A 21,648-nucleotide genomic window follows, 5' to 3' on the forward strand; every position below is an offset into this window, starting at 1 on the left:
GTGACCGCGAACGCCACCCTGTCCCCGCCCAACCGGCGTCGCCCGGTGTCGTGGGGCAACCCTCTCACCTACGCGCTGGCCCTCGCGGTCGCGGCGGTGTCGATCGTCCCGGTGCTGTACGTGATCATCGGCGGTTTTCGTGCCACCCCGCAGATCGTCGCGGATCCGGCCGGCCTGCCCGACCCGTGGGTCTTCGACAACTACGCCCGGGTGCTGACGCAGAGCGACTTCTGGGCGCAGGCGTTCAACAGCGCGGTGATCGCCCTGGGCACCACGCTCGGCGTCGTCCTGCTCGGGGTCTGCGCCGCGTTCGTGCTGGCCCGGTACACCTTCCGTGGCCGTGAGGTGCTCTACACCTTCTTCACGCTCGGCCTGCTCTTCCCGGCCGGCGCGGCGATCCTGCCGCTCTACCTCATGCTGCGCGACCTGAACCTGATCAACTCGTACTACGCGGTGATCCTTCCGCAGATCGCCTTCTCGTTGCCGTTGACGATCGTGATCCTGCGGCCCTTCCTCTCCGCGATCCCGCGCGAGCTGGAGGACGCCGCCGCGATCGACGGCACCGGTCGGCTCGGGTTCCTCTGGCGCATCATGCTCCCGCTGTCGCGTCCCGCCCTCGTCACCGTCGGCATCCTGGCGTTCGTGGCGAGCTGGAACGCCTTCCTCCTGCCGTTGCTCGTCCTCGGTGACGCCAGCCTGCACACCCTGCCGCTGGGCGTGCAGAACTTCTCCAGCCAGTACACCTCGGACACGGCCGGAATCCTCGCCTTCACGTCGCTGGCAATGCTGCCGGCACTTCTCTTCTTCACGTTCGCCGAGAAGCAGATCGTCGGTGGCCTGCAGGGCGCGGTCAAGGGCTGAGCGGCGCGGCACGACCAGAGCCGACGCGGCACCAGCACAACGCAAAGGGGAAAGCACAGCATGACTGAGGTCCACGGCGTGGTCGGCGCACCGGTCCCGGCACAACCGGGGCCGGGCCACGACCGGCACGACCGGTCCGACCGACCGGACGACGAGGCACGGGTCCGCGAGCTGCTCGGGCGGATGACGATCGAGGAGAAGGTCGCCCAGCTCGTCGGCTTCTGGGAGAAGGAGGACGGCGAGACCGTCGCGCCGTTGCAGGGCGAGTTCGCCGACGTCGGCAAGCTGGAGACCTTCTCCCGGCACGGACTCGGCCACCTCACCCGGGCGTACGGCACCCGGCCCGTCGACGCTGCCGCCCGCGCGTCCTGGTTGTGGAAGTTCCAGTCGGACCTGGTGACCGGCACCCGGCTCGGCATCCCGGCGATCGTCCACGAGGAGTGCCTCACCGGGCTCTCCGCGTGGAGGGCGGCGACCTTCCCCACCCCGCTGGCGTGGGGCGCCGCCTGCGATCCGGAACTCGTCACCGCGATGGCCGAGGCGATCGGGGCGTCCATGCGGGCCCTCGGCATCCACCAGGGGCTCGCCCCGGTGCTCGACGTGATCCGTGACCCCCGGTGGGGGCGGGTCGACGAGTGCATCGCCGAAGATCCCTACCTCGTCGGCACGCTCGGCACGTCGTACGTGCGGGGACTCCAGTCGCAGGGCGTGCTGGCCGCGCTCAAGCACTTCGCCGGCTACTCCGCCTCCCGCGCCGGACGCAACTTCGCCCCGGTGCACGCCGGTCCCCGGGAACTCGCCGACGTGCTGATCCCGCCGTTCGAGATGGCGATCCTGGACGGCGACGCGCGGTCGGTCATGCACTCGTACGCGGAGATCGACGGCGTACCGGTGGCTGCCGACCCGACCATGCTGACCGGGATCCTGCGGGACCGGTGGGGCTTCGACGGCACGGTGGTCGCCGACTACTTCGGCGTGGCCTTCCTGCACCTGCTGCACCACGTCGCGGCCGACCACGCCGACGCGGCGGTGCAGGCGCTGACCGCCGGTGTCGACATCGAGCTGCCGACCGGCGACGCGTACCTGACGGTGGCCGAGTCGGTGCGGTCGGGCCGGCTCGACGAGGCGGTCGTGGACCGGGCGGTGCTGCGGGTGCTACGCCAGAAGCAGGCGCTCGGGCTGCTCGACGCCACCTTCGACGACGAGCCCGAGCCGGTCGACCTCGACTCGCCGGAGCACCGGTCGATCGCCCGCCGGCTCGCCGAGAAGTCCGTCGTGCTGGTCGCCAACAAGGGCGTACTCCCGCTGTCGGTCGGTCGGCGGGTGGCGGTGGTGGGGCCGAACGCGGACCGGGAGGGTGCGCTGTTCGGCTGCTACTCCTTCCTCAACCACGTGCTGGTCCAGCACCCGGACGTGGAGACCGGCATCGAGGTGCCCACGGTCCTCGCGGCGGCGCGGGCCGAGTTCGGCGCCGACATGGTGAGCTGGGCGCGGGGCTGCGACGTGGACACCGAGGACCGGTCCGGGTTCGACGAGGCGGTGGCCACCACCGCCGCGGCGGACGTGGCCGTCCTGGTGGTCGGCGACCACGCGGGCCTGTTCGGGCGCGGCACGGTCGGCGAGGGCTGCGACCGCGAGGACCTGGAGCTGCCGGGTGTCCAGCGTGAGCTGGTCGAGGCGGTGCTGGCGACCGGCACGCCGGTGGTCCTGGTGCTGCTCACCGGCCGGCCGTACGCGCTCGGCTGGGCGCTGGCCCGGTGCGCGGCCGTGGTGCAGGCGTTCTTCCCCGGCGAGGAGGGGGCGGGCGCGATCACCGGCGTACTCTCCGGCCGGGTCAACCCGTCGGGACGGCTGCCGGTCAGCCTGCCCGGCTCGGCCGGGGCGCAGCCGTTCTCGTACCTGCACCCGACCCTCGGCGAAGGCAACGAGGTGACCAACCTGCCGGCGACCCCGGTGGCACCCTTCGGTCACGGCCTGTCCTACACCACGTTCGAGTACGCCGACCTGACCGTCCCCGCCACGGTGCCGACCGACGGTGCGCTGCCGGTGAGCGTCCGGCTCACCAACACCGGTGCGGTGGCCGGCGCCGAGGTGGTCCAGCTCTACGGTCGTGACCTGGTCGCCTCGGTGACCCGGCCGGTGGCCCAGTTGCTGGGCTACCACCGGGTGCACCTGGAGCCGGGCCAGTCGGTCACCGTCGACTTGACGGTGCCCACCACCCGCCTGGCCTTCACCGACCGCAGCCTCACCCGCGTGGTGGAGCCCGGCGAGGTCGACCTCTGGGTGGGCAGCAGTGTCCGCCGGGACGCCGAGGCACGCACCATCCTGGTCGGCGACACCACCCCGGTGACCAACTCGTCGCCGCGCTGGACCACCACCCACGTGCGCTGACAGCCGCCCCTGTGGATCCTGGTGCGTCGCGGCCCCGCGAAGGGCGGCGACGTACCAGGATCCCGGCGGCTATCGGCCGCGCGGCGGGCCCTTGCGGGCGGTGGTCGGCTTCGCGCCCGGCCGGGGCGCGAGCGACCGCGCCGGGGACGGTGTGACGCGCGTCGGGTCGGCGGGCGGCGGGGCCGCCGCCTTCGGTGCCGCGCTGCCGGTGACCGGCGGCGGGTACTTCCGGAGGACCCAGGTCTGCTGGGCGAGGGAGAACAGGTTCGTGGTCACCCAGTAGATGATCACGCCGATCGGGAAGATCAGGCCCGAGACCAGCAGCGAGAACGGGATGCCGTAGAGCATCAGTCGCTGCTGCCCTGGGGCGGGCCCGGCCTGCGGCGTCCGGATCGCGGTGTCGGGGCACGCCCGTGCGCCCGGCCCGCTCCCGCAGGAGCCGGCGGGTGATCCGCAGGTCGGGGGCGGTGACCACCCGATGGACCAGGTTGGCGGCGGCGAGCACGACGGTCAGCAGCACGCCGGTCGCCGCAGCCGTGCCGGACAGCATGCTGGAGGCACCGACGTCGGCGAGCACGCCGACGAGGTACCAGATCATGCCGAGCCCGATCACGGCACCACCATATCCGCCCCGCGCACCCCGCAACCCGTGTGTCGGGCCTAGCGGTCGGGATCGGGCTCGGCGCGGAGGGCGGCGGTGGCGCGGACCGCCTTGACGATCGCCGGGATGGCGCCGATCAGCAGCACCAGCGCCCAGACGATCGCGATGACCGCGAAGATCAGCGCGCCCAGGTCGTCGAGGATGCTCACCAGGATCACCGGCACCAGGTTGTGCAGGAACTCCAGCAGCACCGTGCAGAACAGGCTGGTCAGGATCAGCAGGACCAGACCCTTGTTCTGCAGGAACTTCGGCTGGGCCAGCACGAGCAGCCCGGCCCAGGCGAGCTTGAGCAGCAGCGCCAGACCGAGCAGCACGGCGGCGTCACCGACCGGGAAGAACCCCCACAACGCCAGGTACGCCAGCGTGCCGAACGGCACGGCCAGGAACAACGACACCATGACCATCAGCTCGACGAAGGCCACGATCAACGCCACGAACGCCACGATGATCAGGACGATCGAGAAGATCAGCGTGGCGACGCCCTGCACCCGGCCGTGGATCCGTTCGGGCAGCACCAGCCCCAGGCAGAACAGCCCGGTGGTCCAGAGCGCCACCGCGTCGACGAGCACCAGGTAGCCGGTGCCCCGGCCGGACGGCTCGCTGACCCCGCTCACGTCACCGACCTCGACCCCGAGGTCACCGGCGCTACCGGTCAGCGCCGCACCGGCGTCGCCGCCGCCCAGCAGCAGCCCGGCCCCCACCTCGACGCCCACCGCCAGCACCAGCGCCAGCATCGCCAGCAGCAGGAACGGCCTGCGCAGCGCACCCATCCCGGCCTCCCCGCCTCAGTCCCGCGCGATCGTGACCGGGCAGCCGCCGGGGCAGCTCACCCGTACCGTGGTGGCCCGGTCCACGGCGATCCGGGCCACCGCGCCGGTGCCGTCGTCGGCCGGTGTGACGTCGTCCTCGATGGTGAACTCGGCGTCCCCCGGTGCTGGCGCCTCGACGGTGAACGCTTCCGGGCTGCGCAGGATCAGCGTGCGCAACCCACCCGGGTCGGCCACCCGCAGCTCGCAGTCGCCGCTGACGGCCAGCAGCCCGGATGACTCGACGCAGTCCGCGTCGACCGTGGCCGGCTCCACCGCCTGCGTCCCACCGCCGGCCCGCCCCAGCAGGTCGACCAGCGAATACCGCCCTGCCGGATCCCCCCGGTCCCCGCGCCCCGCCCCCACCGCCACCCCAAACAACACCACCAGCAGGACGCCAAGCACCGCCAGCAGCACCTTCTGCCGCCCACTCACACCCTCACCCCACTCCGTCGCGCGTCGCCATCGCTGCTCTCACCGCGTTGATCAAGAAGTTTGCGTCGGGAACAGGCACTGAGCTGACGCAAAGCTCTTGATCAACCAAGGTCAGGGCGTGGGTGGGAGCTCGGTGAAACGGATCGCGTCCAGGCCGGCGAAGTAGCGGTCGGTGCTCTGCGTCTTGCCGATCGCCACCAGGGTGATCTGGTGCGGGCCCGCCGCCAGCGGCACCCGCGCCACGTCGACCCAGTCGGTGACCCGCACGGTGGGGGAGAAGCCGATGAAGGGGTCGCCGACCTGCCGGCCGTCGATCAGGAACACCGTGTTGGCGTAGTCCGGGGCGGTGGTCCGCACGGCGGAGAACTGCCAGGTGGCCTGGGCCGGCAGCTCCACCGTCACGGTCACCCGGTCGTTGACCGCCCGCGCCAGGAAGAACAACTGGTTGTCCTGCGACCAGGTCACCTCGCAGCAGTTCGGCTGCACCGCCACAGTCGGCGCGGCGCCCGTCGGCGACTCGACCCGGGCACCGGGCACCAGCGTCTCCGCCTCCACGGTCACCACCCGGGCCTGTGGCGGCGGATCGTCGTCGCGGGCCACCAGGAACACCACCACCGCCGAGACCACCAGCACCAGCGCCGCCGCGGCGGCGATCCACGGCCAGGGCGTACGCGTCGGCGGCGCCACGGCACGTACCTCGTAGGTGACCCGGCCGCTGGACCGGGAACTCTCCTCCGGCGCGGTGTTCGCCGAGTACGCGAACCCGGTCATGTCGTAGCGGCGCGGCGGTGTCCCCGCCGGCACGGCCAGGCGGACCAGGAAGGACACCGAGCCCTGCCCGGGCACCACCCGCTGCGGTTCGGTGACGGTGAACCAGGAGCGTTGCGTCCCCTCGCCGGGCGCCACGTCGAACACCACCGTGTCCGGCGCGAGCCCCGGGTTGGAGACGGTGAAGGTCAGCTCACCGGTGTTCCGGGCGTCCAGGGTGAACTGCTCGGCTGCGGCGACGACGGTCCATTCGGTGGTCATGACGGCTCCTCCGGAGCGGGATCGGGCGGGGTGGGAACGAGGGCGGGGGATGGCACGGTGGCCCGGCCGACCGCCGGTGCGCTCTCCGTGACGGTGACGTCGGCGGTGACGGCGGCCGGTTTCTCCGCCGCCACGATCCGGCTGACCAGGTCGAGCTGGTCGGCGGCGGTCGCCGGCACCCGGACGACCAGGTGGAACGGCCGGTCGGCCGGCTCGTCGAGGACGAAACCGGTGACCCCGGTGGCCAGTTCCAGGGCGGTCCGCAGCCCGTCCGGGGTGCCCCGCCAGGTCGCCAGCGCCGCACCGTGCGCCACCAGGTCACGCAGCCGGCTCCGCGGCAGCGGCAGCGGGGCGTCCCGGCGGGGCGCGGCGACCACGTGGTCCATCGCCACCCACCGGGCCAGGTACGCCACCATGCCGTCCGGCGCGCGGTACGGCGCGAACAGCGCGTCAACCTCGGCCAGCACCGCCTCGTCCGGCGCATGCAGCGCCTCCATCACGTCCAGCAGCGCCCACAGCACGCTGCCCGGCACACAGGCCCGCTGGTACGCGGCGGGCAGCAGCCGCTCAATGGCCGGTCGACGCATCCTGCCGCACCACCTCGATGTCGTGCTCGCCGGAGCAGAGCAGCCAGGTGTCCGGGACGGTGACCACGTCGGCGGTGGCCTGGTTGGCGCTGGCCGACCAGTCGACCGCGTCGCCGCTGCGGTGCACGCCACGTTCACCGCCCGCGAGCACTAGCCGGTCCGTTCCGGCGGTTAGCCGGTCCGTTCCGGCGGTGGCGGCGATCGCGTCCACCGGCACGAACCGGGTGCGGTCACGCAGCGGCAGCCCGCAGTTGACCGACACCGACGACCACTGCGGCTGCGCCGCGACGGTGTCCAGCCGCAACACCCCGCCGCTCTGCGTGGCGGCCAGCGCCAGCGTGCCGCTGAAGGTCAGGTCCCGGCAGGTGCCGCCGATCCAGCCGGACTGCATCGTCTGCCACTTCACGTCGGACTCGAACAGCCGGGCCCGGAAGCAGCCCTGACCGGGCCGCTTCGGGTCCGGCTCCCCGGCGCCGCTCCACAGCAGGGTGGCCGGGCCGTCGTACTGCACGGCGAGCAGCCGGTTGTCCACGTTGGCCAGGCCGACGTGGGTGAAGCTGCCCGGCCGTCCCGCGTTGGCGGACAGGTAGACCCCGAATCCGGCCTGCGCGGCCACCGCCACCCCGGGCGCGCCGCGCTCGGAGACGTACGCCCGCACCGCGTAGAAGCCCCGGTCGGCGTCGGCCGGGTCGACCAGGATCTGCAACGGCACCGCGCCGGGCAGCAGCGACACCTCGTACAGGCCGGTGTCGGTGGCGACCAGCAGTGCCCCCGCGCCGTCCCGGTCGATCCAGGCCAGGTCACTGATCCGCGAGTCCAGATCGGCCAGCAGCGACCAGCTCTCGCCGAGGTCGGTGCTCAGGTGCACCCGGGAACCGCCACCGGAGCGGACGGTGGCCACCGCCACCGACCCGGGCCGGGGCACGATGCCGGGCCGGACCGGGGCGGGCGCGGGCGCCACCCGCTGCACGGTCTCCCCGTCGAAACGGCCCGCCGGCTCCCAGCCGGCGCCGGCGTTGGTGGAGCGGAACAGCACCGGGCCGCTTCCCGCGTACCAGGTGCGCGGCTGGTACTGGTCTGCGGCGATGGTGCGTACCTGCTGGTCAGGGGCCTCGTCGACGACGAACCGCACCGATTCGACGTAGCGCACCCCCGGCTCGGCGTGCTCCAGCAGCCGGTACACGTTGGACGCGCGCAGCGGCTCGCCGAACGCCCAGCCGGCCGGGTTCAGCGCGGTGGGCAGCGGGCTCAACGTCTGGTGCAGCCGGTCGTGGATGCGCCGCCGGACCGCCTCCACGTCCTCCTCCCGGCGGACCACCACCCGGGCCCGGATCGACACCGCCTTGTACCGCGCCCAGCTCGCCCGGCAGGTGGTGCCGAGCGAGCGGCGGCGCTCCAGATCCGCCTCGACCCGCAGTCGGGCCTCCTCCACCTCGTGCCCGCGCAGCTCCGTCACCGGCAGCCGGCCGCCCGGCCGGGAGTCGTCCGGCACGTACGGCACCAGCACCACCTCGACCTCGCCGGGCCGGGCGAAGCTGTAGACGGCGGCCCGGGTGAAGGCGCGCGCCCGGCTCACCCCGCCGGAGCCGGTGGCCAGCACCTCGAAGTCGCGGGCGGTCACCGCGCGCTGCTGGGCGAAGAAGGCGTACGGGCCGCGCAGCAGCACCGACTCCATCGCCTCCATCTCCCGGCCACCGGCCGCCGGTGACGGGTTGACCACCTTCACCCCGGGCAGCGGGTCGCGCAGGCTGGTCAGCGTCCCGGCCGCCACGTTGCCGGCGGTGCCGCCACCGGCGCGGTACCAGAGCCGCACCTGCCGCCCGGCGGGCGGCACCGCCGCGACCGGGTCGTCGTCGCCCGACGAGTCCGGCCCGCGCAGGTCCAGCGCCGGGGCGAAGGTCACCGTGCCCGAGCACCGGTCCACCAGGTACGCCTTGTCCTGCGGCCCGAGGCCGGCGAAGCTGTCCACCGCCCGCCAGATCTCGAAGGTGCGTCCCTCGTGCTCGCGGGCCGCCGCGCCCAACTCCACCGAGCCGGTCGGCACCTCGACGCCGAGCAGCAGGTCCAGCGGTTCGGCGGTCCGGGCCAGCGGGGCCCGCCCGGCGCGCAGCACCTGCCCCGGCACGCCGGTGCCGACGCCGAGCAGTTCCGCCTCGACCGGCTCGCAGTGGTGCATCCGCACGGTCACCTCGCGCTGGCCGGCGGCGAGCAGCGCCGGCTCGCAGGTGACGAAGACGACCGGTCGCAGGTCCGCGCCGCGCGCCGCCGCGACCCGGGTGCCGGCCGGGATCCGCAGCGCGTCGTCGGCGCCGGTGCGGGTGAACCGGACGTCCGCCCAGGCCGCCGACGGGGCGTGCCGGGTCACCCCGAGCAGGTTGAGGAAGGAGACGTACGCCTTCTCCGGCAACTGGTTCAGCCGATAGATCATCACCTCGGTGAGGTGCGCGAACGCCTCCAGCAGGGCGATGCCCGGATCGTGCGCGGACAGGTCGGTCCAGCCGGGGCAGGACTGCCGGATCCGCTCCCGGGCCTCGGTCACCAGGTCGAGGAAGGTCCGGTCGTCCAGGTGCGGCACGGGCAGGGTCATCGCCCCTCCTCAGCGTCGGCGCCGGGATCCGGGGTCGGGCCCGACGGGTCGTCGTCGGTCGGCAGCAGGTCCACGGAGAAGACCAACTGTCCGGGGGTGAGGCTGGCCCGGATCCGGTAGTCCAGCCGGATCACCAGCCGCCACGGATCGTCCGGGTCCGGCCCGGCGTCCACGTCGAGCACGTCGACACGGGGCTCCCAGCGGGTGACCGCCGCCCGGACGTAGTGGATGGCCAACCCGGCGGTGGTGTCGTCGTTCGGCGCGAAGACCAACCGGTGTAGCCGGGAGCCGTACCCGGGGCGCATCAGCCGCTCGCCCGGCGTGGTGGACAGCAGCAGGAACAGCGCCTGGCGTACCGTCTCGTCGCCGTCGGTCATGGCCAGCCCGCCGGCCGCGGTCAGCCCGAGCCCACCGCTGCGACCGGCGTTGAAACCCGCGCCGAGGAACCGGATCGCCCTCACCGGTCGGCCCCCAGGAACCGTTGCCGGGGATCGCGCACCCGGTACCGGAACTGGCCCGGTGGGCTGCCGTCGGTGAAGCCCTCCAGGTGCGACAGCACCACCCGGTCACCGTCCACGCGCACGAAGTCGCTGTAGCCGACCCGTACCGGCTCGGTCTTCGTGCACGGCTTGACCGTCGCGCCGTAGTTGGGGCACGCGACGATCTTTCGGCCCTTCGGGTCGTCGGCCACCAGCACCGGTACGCCGACCACCCGCACCCAGCGCTGCGACTCCTCGTTGCGGACCCGGCCGTCGTGGTCGCACCTGATCACCGAGTCGCGATGGATCCAGCGCATCAGCCACCTCCTTGGTGATGGGCGCGGGCCAGGCTGCGGGCCCGCTCGGCGGCGGTGCCCGGGTCCTCGGTCGCCTCGGCGTGCAGGAAGTCGACGCTGCGGGCGCGCACCACCATCGCCCGACCCGGGGCGGAGAGCACCAGGTCGGCGGCGGCGTGCAGGGTGACCAGCTCCGGGGTCAGCTCCAGCCAGCTACCGCCGTCGGTGCTCAGCCGCAGGCTGCGGGCCACGTCGTCGACCACCACCTGCTGCCCGCCCGAGGTCCGCAGCGACCAGCGTCGGGCCCGCCCGTCGTCCACCCCGGTGTCGTACGGCGGGACGGCGCCGAACAGCGCGCCGAGCACCACACCGGAGGCGGGTTCGCCACCGGGCAGCGCCACCAGCACGTGGTCCTGCGGATCGGGCAGCGCCACCAGTCCCTTGCCCCGGCCGGCCCCCGGGCAGAGCACCGCCAGCCAACCCGCGTCCGCCCCGCCGTACGCCGGCAGTTCCACCCGCACCCGGCCCAGCCCGTCCGGGTCGGCCACGTCGGTGACGGTGCCCAGGGTGACCACCGCCGGGGCGGGTGGCCCGGCCGGTGGCGCCGGAGGCGGCACGGTGGAGAAACGACTGAGGTACCCGTCGGCGTCGACGGTGTGCACCACCTCGGTCAGCACGTACGTGCCGGCCATCGGCTCGGTGACCCCGGTCAACCGGATCCGGCGGCCGGGGCGCAACGCGGGATCACCCTCGGCGGTGCCCTCGGCGGTCACCAGCGCCGCCGCGCGTACGTCCAGCCGGGCCTGGGCCAGCGCGGCGATCTCGTCGTCGCTGCGGCCCGGCTGGTCCAGGGCGGTGCGGGTGCCGTCCGCGCCGACGTCGGCGGGATCCGGGTCCACCGGCGTTTCCCGCCCGCACCGGGGCACCCCGGCCTGGGAGGCGAGCGGTTCGGCCCGCTGCGGGTGCCAGCCCAGCGCGGCGCTCTCGCCCACGGCGGTGTCGGCGTTCACCGACAGGCGCAGGCCGTGCACGTCGCGGCCGAACGTGAGCGGGAGCGGTGTGCCGTACCCGTCGAGCGTCAGCAGGCGCAGCACGTCGTCATCGACACTGAGGTGCAGCCCGGCCCGGCCGGCCACCTCCAGCAGCAGGTCCAGGTCGCTCGGGCGGTGGTGCGGCAACCGCTCCAGCCGTGGCCCGTCGACCTCGGCGTCGACCCGCAGTCCCAGGTCGGCGCAGAGCTCGGCGGCCAGCCCGGCGGCGGTCACCGACTCGAACACCCGCAACCGTTGCCGCTTGCGCAGCCGGTGCAGCGCGTCGTACGCCCGGATCCGCAGGATCGCCGCGCCGTCGGCGGCGTACTCGACCTCGACGGCGGTGACCTCACCGCCGAACATTGCCGCCGGGTGTCCGTCGAGGCGGACCTCCAGGCGTGCGCCGACCCGGGCCGTGGCGGCCGGCGTGGCGCTGCCCGGCCCGGTGGTCAGTGCCACCTCGCACTGGGTGGGCCGGTCCAGCCGGGCGGCCACCCGCGCCGAGAGCACCCGCCCGGGGCCGTCGAGCGGGCCGCCGTCGAGCAGTACGGTCAGCGCCCGGGGCGCGCCGCCGCTCATGTCCCGTCGCCCGTGGCGGGGGCGGTGCCCGGCAACGGCGGCACGGCCAGGGCGGTTCCGGCGGGCACGGCGAGCGGGTCGGTGATCCGGTTGTGCTCGGCCAGCAGCCGCCAGCGCAGCGGCGAGCCGAGCGCGTCGTGGGCGAGCAGGTCGAAGCGTACGCCGGTGGAGTCGGCCGTGGCGGTGCCGTCGCCGGCGGCCACCAGGGCGGTGCCCGGCGCGACGGCCGGCGTCTGCGCCTCGGCCAGTTCCTCGGCGAAGCCCTCCTCGGCCCGGGTGGCGTCCTCGGCGACCCGCACCAGCTTGAGCCGCAGCCAGGAGCGGCGCGGCGAACCCGTCGCGGTGAACGCGTCGAACCGTTCCGCCACGGCCACGATCACCCCGGGCACGTTCCAGGTCTTGCCCCAGACCAGCCGCACCAGTGGTGGCCGGACCCAACCGTGCTCGACCGCCGAGTTCTCCGCCAGCATCCACAGCGGACGGGTCAGCGCGCGGACGTCGGCGGGCCGGACCTGCCCCTCCGCGAAGTCGGTGTCGAAGAGCAGGTCGAGGACGAGTTCGGTACGCCCACCACCGGTGAACACCAGCGGGTCGTCGGGGAGCCCGGCACCGGTGAGCAGGCTGCCGGCGCTACTCCGGTGCCGGACTCCGGCCAGGCGACTGACCTGGACGGTCTCCGGGTTGAGCAGGCAGTCCACCCGTTCACCGGTGGCGTCGACGAGGAAGGCGACCCGTTCCATCAGCCGCCCGCCTGTTCCCGGTCCAGCCGGCGCAGGTGGGCCGTGGCGGCGGCCTCCGGATCGGGAACCGCCCACAGCGACCGGTCGTCCGGCAGCACCGGCCACGGGTCGGCGCTCTCCCGCCCGTCGCCCGACCGGACGTCCGTGGCCCCGGAACCGGCGAGGTCCGGCCACGGCCCGCGCGGGAGGCTCGGCCGGTGCCCGCCACGGGCCGGCAGCCCCGCACCGGGCCAGAGCCCGTCACCGAACGCGCCGTCCGCGCGCCGCCGGCCGACCGCATCGCCCCGCCGGGACAGGTCGTCACCACCCACCGTCGTCCGGTCCGCGTAGTCCCCGCCCGCCGCCGGCCGGGACAGGCCGTCCCCACCGACTGCCGGTCCGGCCGCCCCCCACCGCGCCGGGTACCGCGCCCCGTCGGGACCGGTCCCATCCGACCGCGCGGGATGCCAGGCGCCGTCCGGGCCGGTCCCACCCCACCGCGCCGGATGCCGGATCCCGCTGCCGTCCGGGTTCGGGCCGAGCCTGGCGGCGGTGCCGGCCGTCGAGGTGTCCGGCGGCGCTTGGTGTGAACCCCACCGCTGTGCCCGCGCGGACGAGGGGTCCGGGTCCGAGCTCACCAGGCGCAGCACCGCTCTGGTGCGTTCCGGCAGCGCTCGCGGCGCTTCCGGCGGATCCGTCGCTGGTCGTGACCGATCCATCGTCGACCTGAGACCGTGCGCCGAGCCGACGGCGTCCGGAGCGGCATCGGCGTGCCCGGGGTGGTTGCCGCCATCCCGCCGTGGTCGGTCCGATGTGCCCGCCCCTGGGGCGTCCGCCGCGCCCGTCGCCGGGCCGACACCTGCCCCCGCACCGCGCCTTTGCTCTGCTTCACTCCACGCAACGGCCGCCGTGCGGTATCCCGGGGGTTGCGTCGGTTGAAGCAGAGCAAAGGGGGCGGGGGATGACCGGTCGGTCTCCGGCGACGTGGCGTCGGCCCACGGAACTCTCGCGCCCCGGTCGCCATCGGACGCCCGTCGTCCGGTCCACGGACCGGTCACGTCCACCGGCCCCTCGGCCGCGAGGTCGCGGAGCAGCCCCGGGGCGTGGGCGGCGACCACGCGCAGCCAGTGCTCCGGGAGACGGCCCGATTGCCGGTACGCGCGCGACTCCACGCTCGCGCCCGACGACCCCACGGCGTCGGTCCCGCCGCCCGTGCCACCCGCGTTGGGCGCGCCACCCGCATCGCCCGCGCCGCCCGCGGGGTCGGGCGCGGCGTCGACCAGGCTGGCGACGCGGTCCACGGCGCGCGCGGCGGACCGGAGTCGACCGGCGATCCAGCTACGCGGGCGTGGGCGCGGCACCGCCGGTCTCCAGTTCCAGGCTCTCGTAGCGCAGCGTCAGCGCCGCGATGGCGATCTCCTGGCCGAGCGTGTTGAGGTGCGCGCCGCGCCACCGGGTGGGCCAGGCGTTGAGCAGGTTCCAGCGCAGCACCTCGGCCGTGCCGACGGAGTCGAGCAGCACCACCGACACGTTGCGGCGGTCGCTCGTGCCCCGCGCGATGGTGTGCACCCAGTCCCACAGCTCCCGGGACGCGGTCAGGCCGAAGTGCAGCGTGACCGGGCCGTACTCGACCTGACCGGGGATCATCCGGATCCGGTCGTTGCCCTGCTCCCGGTACGGCTGCGCGGGGATGTTCACCTCCAGCCCGCTGACCTCGGTGAAATGGCCGTTGGTGACCCCGTTGACCAGCAGCTTGAAGTTGTACGCCCGGTACGGGTCGACCGGGGCGCCCGGCTGCGGAGTGGCCGTGGTGGGCATGTCAGCCTCCAATCGTCTCGGTCTCGGTGTCGCCGGACCACTGGCTCAGCTTGAACACCACGAACTCGGCCGGCTTGACCACCGCGATGCCGATGTGCGCGACCACCATCCCGGCGTCCCGCACGTCGGCCGGGTTGGTCTCCTCGTCGCACTTGACGAAGAACGCCTCCTCGGGCGTACGCCCCAGCAGCGCGCCGTCGCGCCACACCCGGGTCAGGAAGGCGCCGATGTCCCGGCGGATGGAGCGCCACAGGGTGTAGTCGTTCGGCTCGAACACCATCCAGCGGGTGCCGTTGGCGATGGCCTGCTCGATGGCGATGGAGAGCCGCCGGACGTTGAGGTACCGCCACTCGCTGGCCTCGGCGGCGAGCGTCCGTGCGCCCCAGACCCGGATGCCCTCGCCGGGGAAGTACCGGATCACGTTGACGCCCCTGGGGTTGAGCACGTCGTGCTCGGAGCGGGTGACCAGGTGGCCCAGGTCGACGGCGCCGCGTACCGGCTCGTTGGCGGGTGCCTTGTGCACGCCGCGCAGGGCGTCGGTGCGGGCCCAGATGCCGGCCAGGTGCCCGCTCGGCGGGGTGAGCACCAGGTCGCCGCTGAGCGGGTCGCGTACCCGCAGCCAGGGGAAGTACAGCGCGCCGAAGTCCGACTGCCGGGGCCGGTGCGCCGTCGGGTTAGCGCTCGACCCGGTCGTACCACCGCCCGAGCCGCCGGAGCCACCCGAGCCACCCGAACTGGCCGGGGTGTCGCCGCCCTCGCTGGGCTTCGCCGCCCGGCCGGCGCCGGCCGTGGCCACCCGGGTCAACGTCGAGATGTCGTCGATGTCGGGAGCCGGATCGCAGATCGCGACCATGGTGCGGGTGCGCTCTGCCAGGCTCAGCAGCGCCTCGTGCGCGACCGCGTCGTGGAAACCGGGCGCGGCCACGATGGAGATCTCGTCGATCGCCTCCAGCAGGTCCAACCCGCCGCGCTGGCGGCCGTTGCCGGTGAGCGCGCCGCCCTCGCCGACGTTGACCACCCAGCAGCGGGTGCCGCCGTTGTCGAGGAAACCGAAGACCGCGCGGGCCAGCGGGGTGCTCTCGAACTCGTCGCCGTCGGCGTAGAGGCGGAGGAACTCGGTCCAGTTGTTCACGGCGAGGGCCTCGCCGAGGCGGGCGGTGCGGTCCGGTGCCACGCCGACGAAGGCTGCCGTGCTGGTGCCGACCGGTCCGATCGGCCGGGCACCGGCAGGCACCTCCTCGACGTAGATCCCGGGTGAGAAGTAGCTGGGCATCGGTCCTCCCGTACTGGTCGGGTCAGCGGGTCGGTGGCGCGCAGACGATGACGATGTCGGGGTCGGTCGGGTCCACCTCGGCGGTGAGCACCTGACCCCGACCGGTGAGCCGGAGCCGGACCGGTCCGGGCTGCTCCGGGTCGTGTGGCACGCCGACGACCCGGAAGCGTCCCGCCGGGTCGGTGCGGGTCGCGTACGGCTGACCGACGACCTCCACCCGCATCGCGGCGAGCGGCTGGTCGGCGGGACCGACGACGCGGCCGTCGAAGGTGAGCATCTCCAGTTGCCGCAGCCGCAGCGGGCGCAGCACCGGCGGTGCCGGCTCGTGCGGATGGGTGACCTGCACCGGTACGTCGATCAGCAGGGCGGGCCGGGGCGGTACGCCGAGCGCCACCCACAGCGCCGGGTCCCCGGCCTCCAGCACGAGCGTGTGTCCGCTCGGACTGGTGGCCTCGACCAGCACCCGGTCCAGCTTCGCCAGGGCCTTCGGTCCGTCGGCGGCGAGCAGGTAGCGGACGATCAGCCGGTACGGCTCGGGTCCGCCGCTGCCCCGGGTCTGCCGGGCCGGGCGCAACTCCAGCGGCCACAGGGTCAACCCGTCCGCCGCCGGTCCGGGCGCGGGCGGGCCGACCGGGACGGCGTCGCCCGCCGCCCCGGCCAGCCACCGCGCCAGTTCGGCGGTGGCCGCCTCGATCGGACCGCCTCCGGTCATCGCGGCGGCGTCCCCTGGATCCGGTACGCGATGGCCTCGTTCCACACGTGCGGGTAGACGCCGATCATGACGACTCCACTCAGGCCCAGGAGCGGATGAAGCGGGGCTCGTTGCCCTGCGCCAGCCGGGTGGGCGTCGCCTGCCGGTTGCCGGGGGGCAGTTGGTTGACGCCGAGGGCGGCGGAGAAGATGACCAGCCCGTTGAAGAAGGCGATGATCCACTTCTCGGCGCCCGCCTCAGTGGCGAAGGCCGCGGTGAGGTACGACAGCAGCAGGGCGATACCCAGCGCGATCCACTTGCGTGCGGTGTCGGCACTCGGGCCGATCAGCCCGCCGATGACGTTGGTGGCCAGCAGTGTCGCGGCGCTCGCGCCGGTGAGACTGCCCAGTGCCGCCCAGGTGAAGAGATCGTTCATCGCCGATCCCCCTTCGGTTTCGCGTGGTGCGAGGTGGGATGTGGTGCCGCCCGCCGGGGCGGGCGACGGCGCCGGCTGAGGTTCAGCCGGAGCCCGACGCACCACCGGTGGTGGTGCGCGGTGCCGGGCCGGGGATGCCCGAGCCGCCGGGCGTGCCCGGGCTGTCGGGCGTGGGAGGTGCGCCGGAGGTCGGGGAATCGCCGGCTGCCGGGCCCTTCGGCCGCCGCAACAGGAGTACGACGAGCGTCGCCACCAACAGCAGGATCACCGCACCGGCTCCGACCAGCAACCATGGGAAGTCCCCGCCGGTGTCCTCCTCGTCCGCCGGGGCGGACGGCCGGGGCGGCGCCTCGGCCACGGCCCGCAGTTCGGGCGGCTTCGGCTGGTTGCGGGCGACCCGCCAGGTGACCGTACGGTCGTTGACCTGACCGCCCGTGCTGACGTCCAGAACGCGTCCGGGGAACGTCACCGAGATCTCGAACGACATCAGCGTCATGAATCGCGCCTGATTCGCCGGATCCTGTTCGGCAACCTTTCCGCCGTACTTCTTCGGATCAAGCGGAAGGGTGAATACGTACCGGTCGTCACCCTGCCGGACGATGCTCAGACTTTCGCTGTCGAATCGATCGAGCGGAACATTCCGATAGTTGATCTGAGAACCGTAGTGGGTGACGTCCTCGTACCGGGTCTCGGTGCCTTCGGGAAGCGCCGGGATGTTCTGCCGAAGCTCGGCGAAGCCGGCCTCGAGCGTCTTGTTGTTCACGGTCAGCACGTTGCGTTCGGCGGTCAGCAGGAGCTGTCCGCTGACCGTGTCGTCGGCGTTGACGGTCAGTCCGGTGTTGAGTTGCATGCAGCCGGAAAGGGCCGCCAGTAGGACGAGACACGCCGCGCCGTGGAGTATCCTGGTGCGGCCGGGCCCCGATTTCATGGGCTCAGTCTGTGCGTTCGCGACCCGAACCATCAGTCAGCGATCAGTCAGATGGCGGTCGCCGATCTTACCGATTTCCGGTCACATTCGACCGAGGTCGCACACCGCCGAAATGGATATCCTGAAAGGTTCGGCCGTCAGGCGCTGTCGCGGCTTACCAGTGCGGACGGGAAACGGGTGCACATCGGGGCGTGCCGGTGTTCCAGCACCATGGTGGCGGCGGCGCTGGCGATCTGGCGGACCGGGTGACTGGCGGTGGTCAGGGCCGGTGCCGTCACGGCGGCCAGCGGGATGTCGTCGAAGCCGGTCACCGCGACGTCGCCGGGCACCTGCACGCCGTCGGCGCGGAGCCGACCGATCACGCCCAGCGCGGTCGCGTCGCTGATCGCGACGATCGCGTCCGTGTCCGGCCAGCGGCGCAGCACCTCGCGGGCGGCGGCGCGGCCCCGCTCCACGGAGAAGTCGCCGACCACCTCGCGCGTCGGCAGGCCTGCGTCGCGCATCAGCCCCCGGTACGCGTCTACCGAGCGGTTGGCGCAGGTCAACCACGGGGGGCCGGTGACCATCGCGATCCGGCGGCGACCGCCGGAGTAGAGGTGACGGACGATGGCCTCGGTGGCGCCGCCGTTGTCGATGTCCACCGACGGCACGGTGGCCGAGCCGACTCCGATCGACACGGCCCGCCCGCGCAGCCGGCGCGGCACCAGTTCCAACAGTTCCGCGGTCGTGTTGACCAGGATCAGGCTGGTCACCCCTCGGTCGTCGGTCAGTCGGACCAGTCGCTCCGGCGCGTGCAGCGGCACCCAGTCGACGGTGACGCCCAGGCCGTACGGTGCGCAGACCCGCGCGGTGGCGCCGAGCACCTGGTCGACGTAGCTGTCGTCGAGCACGGCCGGGTCGTTGCCGGCCACCGCCACCAGCAGCCGTACGCCGGTGCCGTGCACCAGCGCCCGGGCGGCCGGGTTGGGTACGTAGCCCAGCTCGTCCGCGGCGGTGCGGACCCGTTCCCGGGCGGTCGGTGACGCGAACCCGTTGCCCGCGATGACCCGGGACGCCGTGGAGCGGGAGACTCCGGCGGCACGGGCGACGTCGTCCAGGGTTGCCGGCCGGCGTGCCGTGGTCATGGTGTCTCCCTGTTGCCCTCGGCCCGCCTGGTACGCGGGCTCCCACCCGCATCATGCCTCGCCGACGGTCCAGGGGTAAGGACCGGAGGTGGATTGTGGTGGTAGCGCTCCCAGGTGTGTGATCGTTGCCTGCGCCCCACCACCGTCGAGAGGACCGGGAAGTTCCATGGATCCCGCCATCAGCACCCCCGCGACACCGCCGGTCACCTCGGGTCCGCCTCGGGCGGTGCTGGCCGCCCGTAACGGCGTGGCGGTGGTGTTCGCACTCAACGGGCTGGCCGTCGCGACCTGGTTCTCCCGGGTGCCGGCGATCCGCGACGGGCTGGAACTCAGCCCCGGGCGTCTCGGCCTGCTCCTGCTCGCCATGTCCATCGGCGCGATCGTCGCGATGCCCACCGCCGGCCTGCTCACCCAGCGCCTCGGCGCGGCCCGCGCGGTGGCGTTCTCCACCACCGTGGTGGCCCTCGGCCTCACCGTGGCGGGGGTCTCCGCCGTGGCCGGCTCGTTGCCCGGGGTGGCGGTGGGCCTGTTCGCGCTCGGGTACGGCTCCGGCAGTTGCGACGTGGCGATGAACATCGAGGGTGCGATCGTCGAACGCCGCCTGGGCTGGACGGTGATGCCCCGCTTCCACGCGGCGTGGAGCCTCGGTTCGGTGGCGGGTGCCGGTCTGGGCGCCGGGGCCGCCCGGCTCGGCCTGCCGGTCGCCGTTCACCTCGGGGTGCTGGCGGCGGTGGTGCTCGCCGGCACACTGCTGGGTGCCCGCGCGTTCCTGCCCGCCGTGCCCGGCACGGAGAGCGAGGGCTCCGGCGGCGGCCGCAAGTCCCTGCTCGCCGCCTGGCGGGAACCGCGCACCCTGCTCATCGGCCTGGTGGTGCTGGCGGCGGCGTTCGCCGAGGGCAGCGCCAACGACTGGATCGCGGTCGCCTTCATCGACGGATACGGCTTCAGCGAGGCGGCCGGGGCAGCGGTCTTCGCCGTCTTCGTGACCGGCATGACGGTGGGCCGCACCCTCGGCACGGTGGCGCTGGACCGGTGGGGGCGGGTGCCGGTGCTGACCGTCACCATCCTGCTCGCCATCGTCGGCGCGGGGGTGGCGATCCTCTCCGGCTCCGGACCGGTCGCGGTGGTCGGCGTCGTGCTGTGGGGGATCGGCGCCTCGTTGGGCTTCCCGGTCGGCATGAGCGCCGCCGCCGACGACGAGGAGCACGCCCACGTCCGGGTGAGCGTGGTCGCGGTGATCGGCTACACCGCGTTCCTGGCCGGGCCGCCGTTGCTGGGTCTGCTCGGTGACCGGATCGGCACGCTGCACGCGTTGCTGGTGGTGCCGTTGTTGCTGCTGCCGACCCTGCTGCTGGTACGGGTCACCCGCCCGCCCGTCTCCGGCGCCACGGGGGCGGAGCGGGCTGGTGCCCCCCGGCCGGAGGCGTAGCGCAGGACTCATCACGGGCAGGCCGCTTACCGCGGTGGGCTGCGGTCCAGGCTTGTTGCCAATGATGTGTGACTGCGAAAGAGTGGCGAAGCGATGATCAGCGCCGGGCCGGATCGGGGACACCGATCCGGCCCGGTCGTCGTCGCGGACCCGCCGCGCCGGACGCCCCGGTCGGCGGTGGCATGATGGCGGTCCCCGGGGCGCAGGGCCCCGCCGATCACCGTCGGGAGCCAGGTGGACGCCCGCACCGCCGCGCACGAGATGTTCGAGGCCGACGTGGCGTCGAACCGGCTCGGCATCGAGCTGGTCAGCGCCGCGGGCGGCGCCGCAGTGGCCCGGATGACGGTCACCGACACCATGGTCAACGGCCACCGCATCGCGCACGGCGGCTTCGTCTTCCTGCTCGCCGACACCGCCTTCGCGCTGGCCTGCAACAGTCACGGCCCGGCCACCGTCGCGGCCCGCGGCGAGATCACCTTCGTCCGCCCGGCCCGCGCGGGGGACTTGCTGGTCGCCCGGGCCACGGAACGGACCCGGTACGGCCGCAGCGGGATCTACGACGTCACGGTGAGCCGCGCGGACGGGCAGGTGGTAGCCGAGTTCCGAGGGCACAGCCGGGTCCTCCGGCCGGACGCCGGTGCCCGGGATGGCGTAACGGCTCCGGCGCGGCCGGACGGCGGACCGGAACAGGGGGCACCGGCCGGCGGACCGGTCGGGGCCGGCCGAGACTGACCGGAGTGCCCGCGCGCGGCGGCCCGGGACGGTCGGCGCCGTCGGGCACGATGAGCGGATGGGACACGTCGCTCTCTTCCACTCCGTGTACGGGCTGCGGCCCGCGGTGCGGGACACCGCCGACCGGTTGCGCGCCGCCGGACACCAGGTGCACGCGCCCGACCTGTACGGGGTGCCCGCCGTCGACACCGTCGAGGAGGGGTTCGCCCTGCTCGACCGGGTCGGGCAGCAGACCGTCCTGGACCGGGCCCGGGCCTCGCTCGACGGGCTGCCGCCCGACACCGTGCTCGCCGGGTTCTCGATGGGCGCCGGGGTGGCCGGCGCGATGCTGACCGAACGCCCCGACACCGGCGGCCTGCTGCTGTGGCACGGCACCGGCGGCGCTCCCGCCGACGTCCGGCCCGGTCTGGCGGTCGAGCTGCACCTGGCCGATCCCGACCCGTACGACCCGCCGGCCGAGGTCGACCAGTGGCGGCGGGAGATGACCGCGGTCGGCGCCCACGTCACCGTGTACGGCTACCCGGGGGCGGGACACCTGTTCACCGACCCGGCCGTGGCCGACCACGACCCGGCCGCCGACGCGCTCGCCTGGGAGCGCGTGCTGTCCTTCCTGGCCGGTCGCTGACCCCGACCGCACCGGTCCCGCCGCCGGCTCGGGGCATGCGTCGGGGACCGGGACACCGGCCCGGCGGGTGAAGGTGGCCCGCGTCGCCCGGGGAAGCCGGGCGACGGCGACCTCCCGCAGCGCCGGGTCGA

20 protein-coding genes and 2 pseudogenes are annotated in these 21,648 nt (G+C 73.9%); 5 read left to right on the forward strand and 17 right to left on the reverse strand.

All coding sequences use genetic code 11. The features are described from left to right. Together ID554_RS26255 and ID554_RS26260 are read left to right on the forward strand one after the other, a co-directional pair. Nucleotides 1-861 (forward strand): carbohydrate ABC transporter permease, encoded by an 861-nt coding sequence (locus ID554_RS26255; protein WP_117228120.1) that lies wholly within the window; start codon nt 1-3, stop codon nt 859-861. Between the two features lie 60 nt (nt 862-921). Beyond that, nucleotides 922-3,252 carry a beta-xylosidase/alpha-l-arabinosidase gene (locus ID554_RS26260; RefSeq protein ID WP_117228119.1) on the forward strand — a complete coding sequence of 777 codons (2,331 nt, stop codon included), beginning with the start codon at nt 922-924 and terminating at the stop codon, nt 3,250-3,252. A 69-nt stretch (nt 3,253-3,321) separates the two neighbouring features. On the opposite strand, the pseudogene ID554_RS26265 reads toward ID554_RS26260, so the two are convergent. The 17 genes and pseudogenes from ID554_RS26265 to ID554_RS26345 form a co-directional block, all read right to left on the reverse strand. Beyond that, nucleotides 3,322-3,609 (reverse strand): annotated as a pseudogene (locus ID554_RS26265) (membrane protein insertase YidC); the annotation flags it as partial. A 303-nt stretch (nt 3,610-3,912) separates the two neighbouring features. Further along, entirely contained in the window at nt 3,913-4,683 is a 771-nt protein-coding gene (locus tag ID554_RS26270; protein ID WP_117228117.1) for a hypothetical protein, read from the reverse strand. Between the two features lie 15 nt (nt 4,684-4,698). After that, nucleotides 4,699-5,154, reverse strand: a complete 456-nt coding sequence (locus tag ID554_RS26275) for a hypothetical protein (protein ID WP_117228116.1) — start codon at nt 5,152-5,154, stop codon at nt 4,699-4,701. A gap of 111 nt (nt 5,155-5,265) precedes the next feature. After that, nucleotides 5,266-6,183, reverse strand: a complete 918-nt coding sequence (locus ID554_RS26280) for a hypothetical protein (RefSeq protein ID WP_117228115.1) — start codon at nt 6,181-6,183, stop codon at nt 5,266-5,268. Continuing rightward, complete coding sequence (locus ID554_RS26285; RefSeq protein WP_117228114.1) at nt 6,180-6,770, reverse strand: phage tail protein; 591 nt, start codon at nt 6,768-6,770, stop codon at nt 6,180-6,182. The genes ID554_RS26280 and ID554_RS26285 overlap by 4 nt, the downstream gene beginning before the upstream one ends. Continuing rightward, the gene (locus tag ID554_RS26290) at nt 6,751-9,357 is read right to left on the reverse strand and encodes a putative baseplate assembly protein (protein ID WP_117228113.1); all 2,607 of its coding nucleotides are present in this window, start codon (nt 9,355-9,357) and stop codon (nt 6,751-6,753) included. Before ID554_RS26290 ends, ID554_RS26285 begins: the two co-directional genes overlap by 20 nt. After that, complete coding sequence (locus ID554_RS26295; protein WP_117228112.1) at nt 9,354-9,818, reverse strand: GPW/gp25 family protein; 465 nt, start codon at nt 9,816-9,818, stop codon at nt 9,354-9,356. The genes ID554_RS26290 and ID554_RS26295 overlap by 4 nt, the downstream gene beginning before the upstream one ends. Continuing rightward, nucleotides 9,815-10,153, reverse strand: a complete 339-nt coding sequence (locus ID554_RS26300; RefSeq protein ID WP_117228111.1) for a hypothetical protein — start codon at nt 10,151-10,153, stop codon at nt 9,815-9,817. Before ID554_RS26300 ends, ID554_RS26295 begins: the two co-directional genes overlap by 4 nt. Further along, nucleotides 10,153-11,742 carry a phage baseplate assembly protein V gene (locus ID554_RS26305; protein WP_117228110.1) on the reverse strand — a complete coding sequence of 530 codons (1,590 nt, stop codon included), beginning with the start codon at nt 11,740-11,742 and terminating at the stop codon, nt 10,153-10,155. Before ID554_RS26305 ends, ID554_RS26300 begins: the two co-directional genes overlap by 1 nt. Continuing rightward, entirely contained in the window at nt 11,739-12,482 is a 744-nt protein-coding gene (locus ID554_RS26310) for a CIS tube protein (protein WP_117228109.1), read from the reverse strand. The genes ID554_RS26305 and ID554_RS26310 overlap by 4 nt, the downstream gene beginning before the upstream one ends. Next, nucleotides 12,482-13,099: a hypothetical protein gene (locus ID554_RS26315; RefSeq protein WP_147333450.1), complete on the reverse strand. Its 618-nt coding sequence runs from the start codon at nt 13,097-13,099 to the stop codon at nt 12,482-12,484. The genes ID554_RS26310 and ID554_RS26315 overlap by 1 nt, the downstream gene beginning before the upstream one ends. A gap of 700 nt (nt 13,100-13,799) precedes the next feature. Further along, nucleotides 13,800-14,279, reverse strand: coding sequence for a phage tail protein (locus ID554_RS26320; protein WP_117228107.1), 480 nt, complete (start codon nt 14,277-14,279; stop codon nt 13,800-13,802). 1 nt (nt 14,280) lies between these two features. Further along, a complete protein-coding gene (locus tag ID554_RS26325; protein ID WP_117228106.1) occupies nt 14,281-15,552 on the reverse strand; it encodes a phage tail sheath family protein in 1,272 nt (423 codons plus the stop codon). 22 nt (nt 15,553-15,574) lie between these two features. Continuing rightward, nucleotides 15,575-16,264, reverse strand: coding sequence for a carboxypeptidase-like regulatory domain-containing protein (locus tag ID554_RS26330; RefSeq protein WP_117228105.1), 690 nt, complete (start codon nt 16,262-16,264; stop codon nt 15,575-15,577). Nucleotides 16,265-16,343: 79 nt separating this feature from the next. Next, a complete protein-coding gene (locus ID554_RS26335; RefSeq protein WP_117228104.1) occupies nt 16,344-16,679 on the reverse strand; it encodes a hypothetical protein in 336 nt (111 codons plus the stop codon). Nucleotides 16,680-16,761: 82 nt separating this feature from the next. Next, complete coding sequence (locus ID554_RS26340; protein ID WP_117228103.1) at nt 16,762-17,529, reverse strand: LppM family (lipo)protein; 768 nt, start codon at nt 17,527-17,529, stop codon at nt 16,762-16,764. Between the two features lie 215 nt (nt 17,530-17,744). Further along, entirely contained in the window at nt 17,745-18,731 is a 987-nt protein-coding gene (locus ID554_RS26345) for a LacI family DNA-binding transcriptional regulator (protein WP_117228102.1), read from the reverse strand. Nucleotides 18,732-18,909: 178 nt separating this feature from the next. Between ID554_RS26345 and ID554_RS26350 the strand changes: the two genes are divergently transcribed. The 3 genes and pseudogenes from ID554_RS26350 (at nt 18,910) to ID554_RS26360 (ending at nt 21,517) form a co-directional block, all read left to right on the forward strand. Further along, nucleotides 18,910-20,160 carry an MFS transporter gene (locus ID554_RS26350; protein WP_396888570.1) on the forward strand — a complete coding sequence of 417 codons (1,251 nt, stop codon included), beginning with the start codon at nt 18,910-18,912 and terminating at the stop codon, nt 20,158-20,160. A gap of 185 nt (nt 20,161-20,345) precedes the next feature. Next, a pseudogene (gene paaI / locus ID554_RS26355) lies at nt 20,346-20,784 on the forward strand (hydroxyphenylacetyl-CoA thioesterase PaaI); the annotation flags it as partial. A gap of 166 nt (nt 20,785-20,950) precedes the next feature. Then, nucleotides 20,951-21,517: a dienelactone hydrolase family protein gene (locus ID554_RS26360; RefSeq protein WP_117228197.1), complete on the forward strand. Its 567-nt coding sequence runs from the start codon at nt 20,951-20,953 to the stop codon at nt 21,515-21,517. Nucleotides 21,518-21,648: the final 131 nt, after the last annotated feature.

The sequence above is a fragment of the Micromonospora craniellae genome, assembly GCF_014764405.1.
In the GTDB taxonomy this organism is placed as follows: Bacteria; Actinomycetota; Actinomycetes; order Mycobacteriales; family Micromonosporaceae; genus Micromonospora; species Micromonospora craniellae.

What these genes read in the sequence shown, in the direction of transcription:
- ID554_RS26335 (WP_117228104.1), bottom strand. Translation starts at nt 16,679, where the DNA reads ATGAACGATCTCTTCACCTGGGCGGCACTGGGCAGTCTCACCGGCGCG.
- ID554_RS26290 (WP_117228113.1), bottom strand. Translation starts at nt 9,357, where the DNA reads ATGACCCTGCCCGTGCCGCACCTGGACGACCGGACCTTCCTCGACCTG.
- ID554_RS26340 (WP_117228103.1), bottom strand. Translation starts at nt 17,529, where the DNA reads ATGCAACTCAACACCGGACTGACCGTCAACGCCGACGACACGGTCAGC.
- ID554_RS26325 (WP_117228106.1), bottom strand. Translation starts at nt 15,552, where the DNA reads ATGCCCAGCTACTTCTCACCCGGGATCTACGTCGAGGAGGTGCCTGCC.
- ID554_RS26320 (WP_117228107.1), bottom strand. Translation starts at nt 14,279, where the DNA reads ATGCCCACCACGGCCACTCCGCAGCCGGGCGCCCCGGTCGACCCGTAC.
- ID554_RS26270 (WP_117228117.1), bottom strand. Translation starts at nt 4,683, where the DNA reads ATGGGTGCGCTGCGCAGGCCGTTCCTGCTGCTGGCGATGCTGGCGCTG.
- ID554_RS26300 (WP_117228111.1), bottom strand. Translation starts at nt 10,153, where the DNA reads ATGCGCTGGATCCATCGCGACTCGGTGATCAGGTGCGACCACGACGGC.
- ID554_RS26280 (WP_117228115.1), bottom strand. Translation starts at nt 6,183, where the DNA reads ATGACCACCGAATGGACCGTCGTCGCCGCAGCCGAGCAGTTCACCCTG.
- ID554_RS26345 (WP_117228102.1), bottom strand. Translation starts at nt 18,731, where the DNA reads ATGACCACGGCACGCCGGCCGGCAACCCTGGACGACGTCGCCCGTGCC.
- ID554_RS26260 (WP_117228119.1), top strand. Translation starts at nt 922, where the DNA reads ATGACTGAGGTCCACGGCGTGGTCGGCGCACCGGTCCCGGCACAACCG.
- ID554_RS26330 (WP_117228105.1), bottom strand. Translation starts at nt 16,264, where the DNA reads ATGACCGGAGGCGGTCCGATCGAGGCGGCCACCGCCGAACTGGCGCGG.
- ID554_RS26360 (WP_117228197.1), top strand. Translation starts at nt 20,951, where the DNA reads ATGGGACACGTCGCTCTCTTCCACTCCGTGTACGGGCTGCGGCCCGCG.
- ID554_RS26310 (WP_117228109.1), bottom strand. Translation starts at nt 12,482, where the DNA reads ATGGAACGGGTCGCCTTCCTCGTCGACGCCACCGGTGAACGGGTGGAC.
- ID554_RS26285 (WP_117228114.1), bottom strand. Translation starts at nt 6,770, where the DNA reads ATGCGTCGACCGGCCATTGAGCGGCTGCTGCCCGCCGCGTACCAGCGG.
- ID554_RS26305 (WP_117228110.1), bottom strand. Translation starts at nt 11,742, where the DNA reads ATGAGCGGCGGCGCGCCCCGGGCGCTGACCGTACTGCTCGACGGCGGC.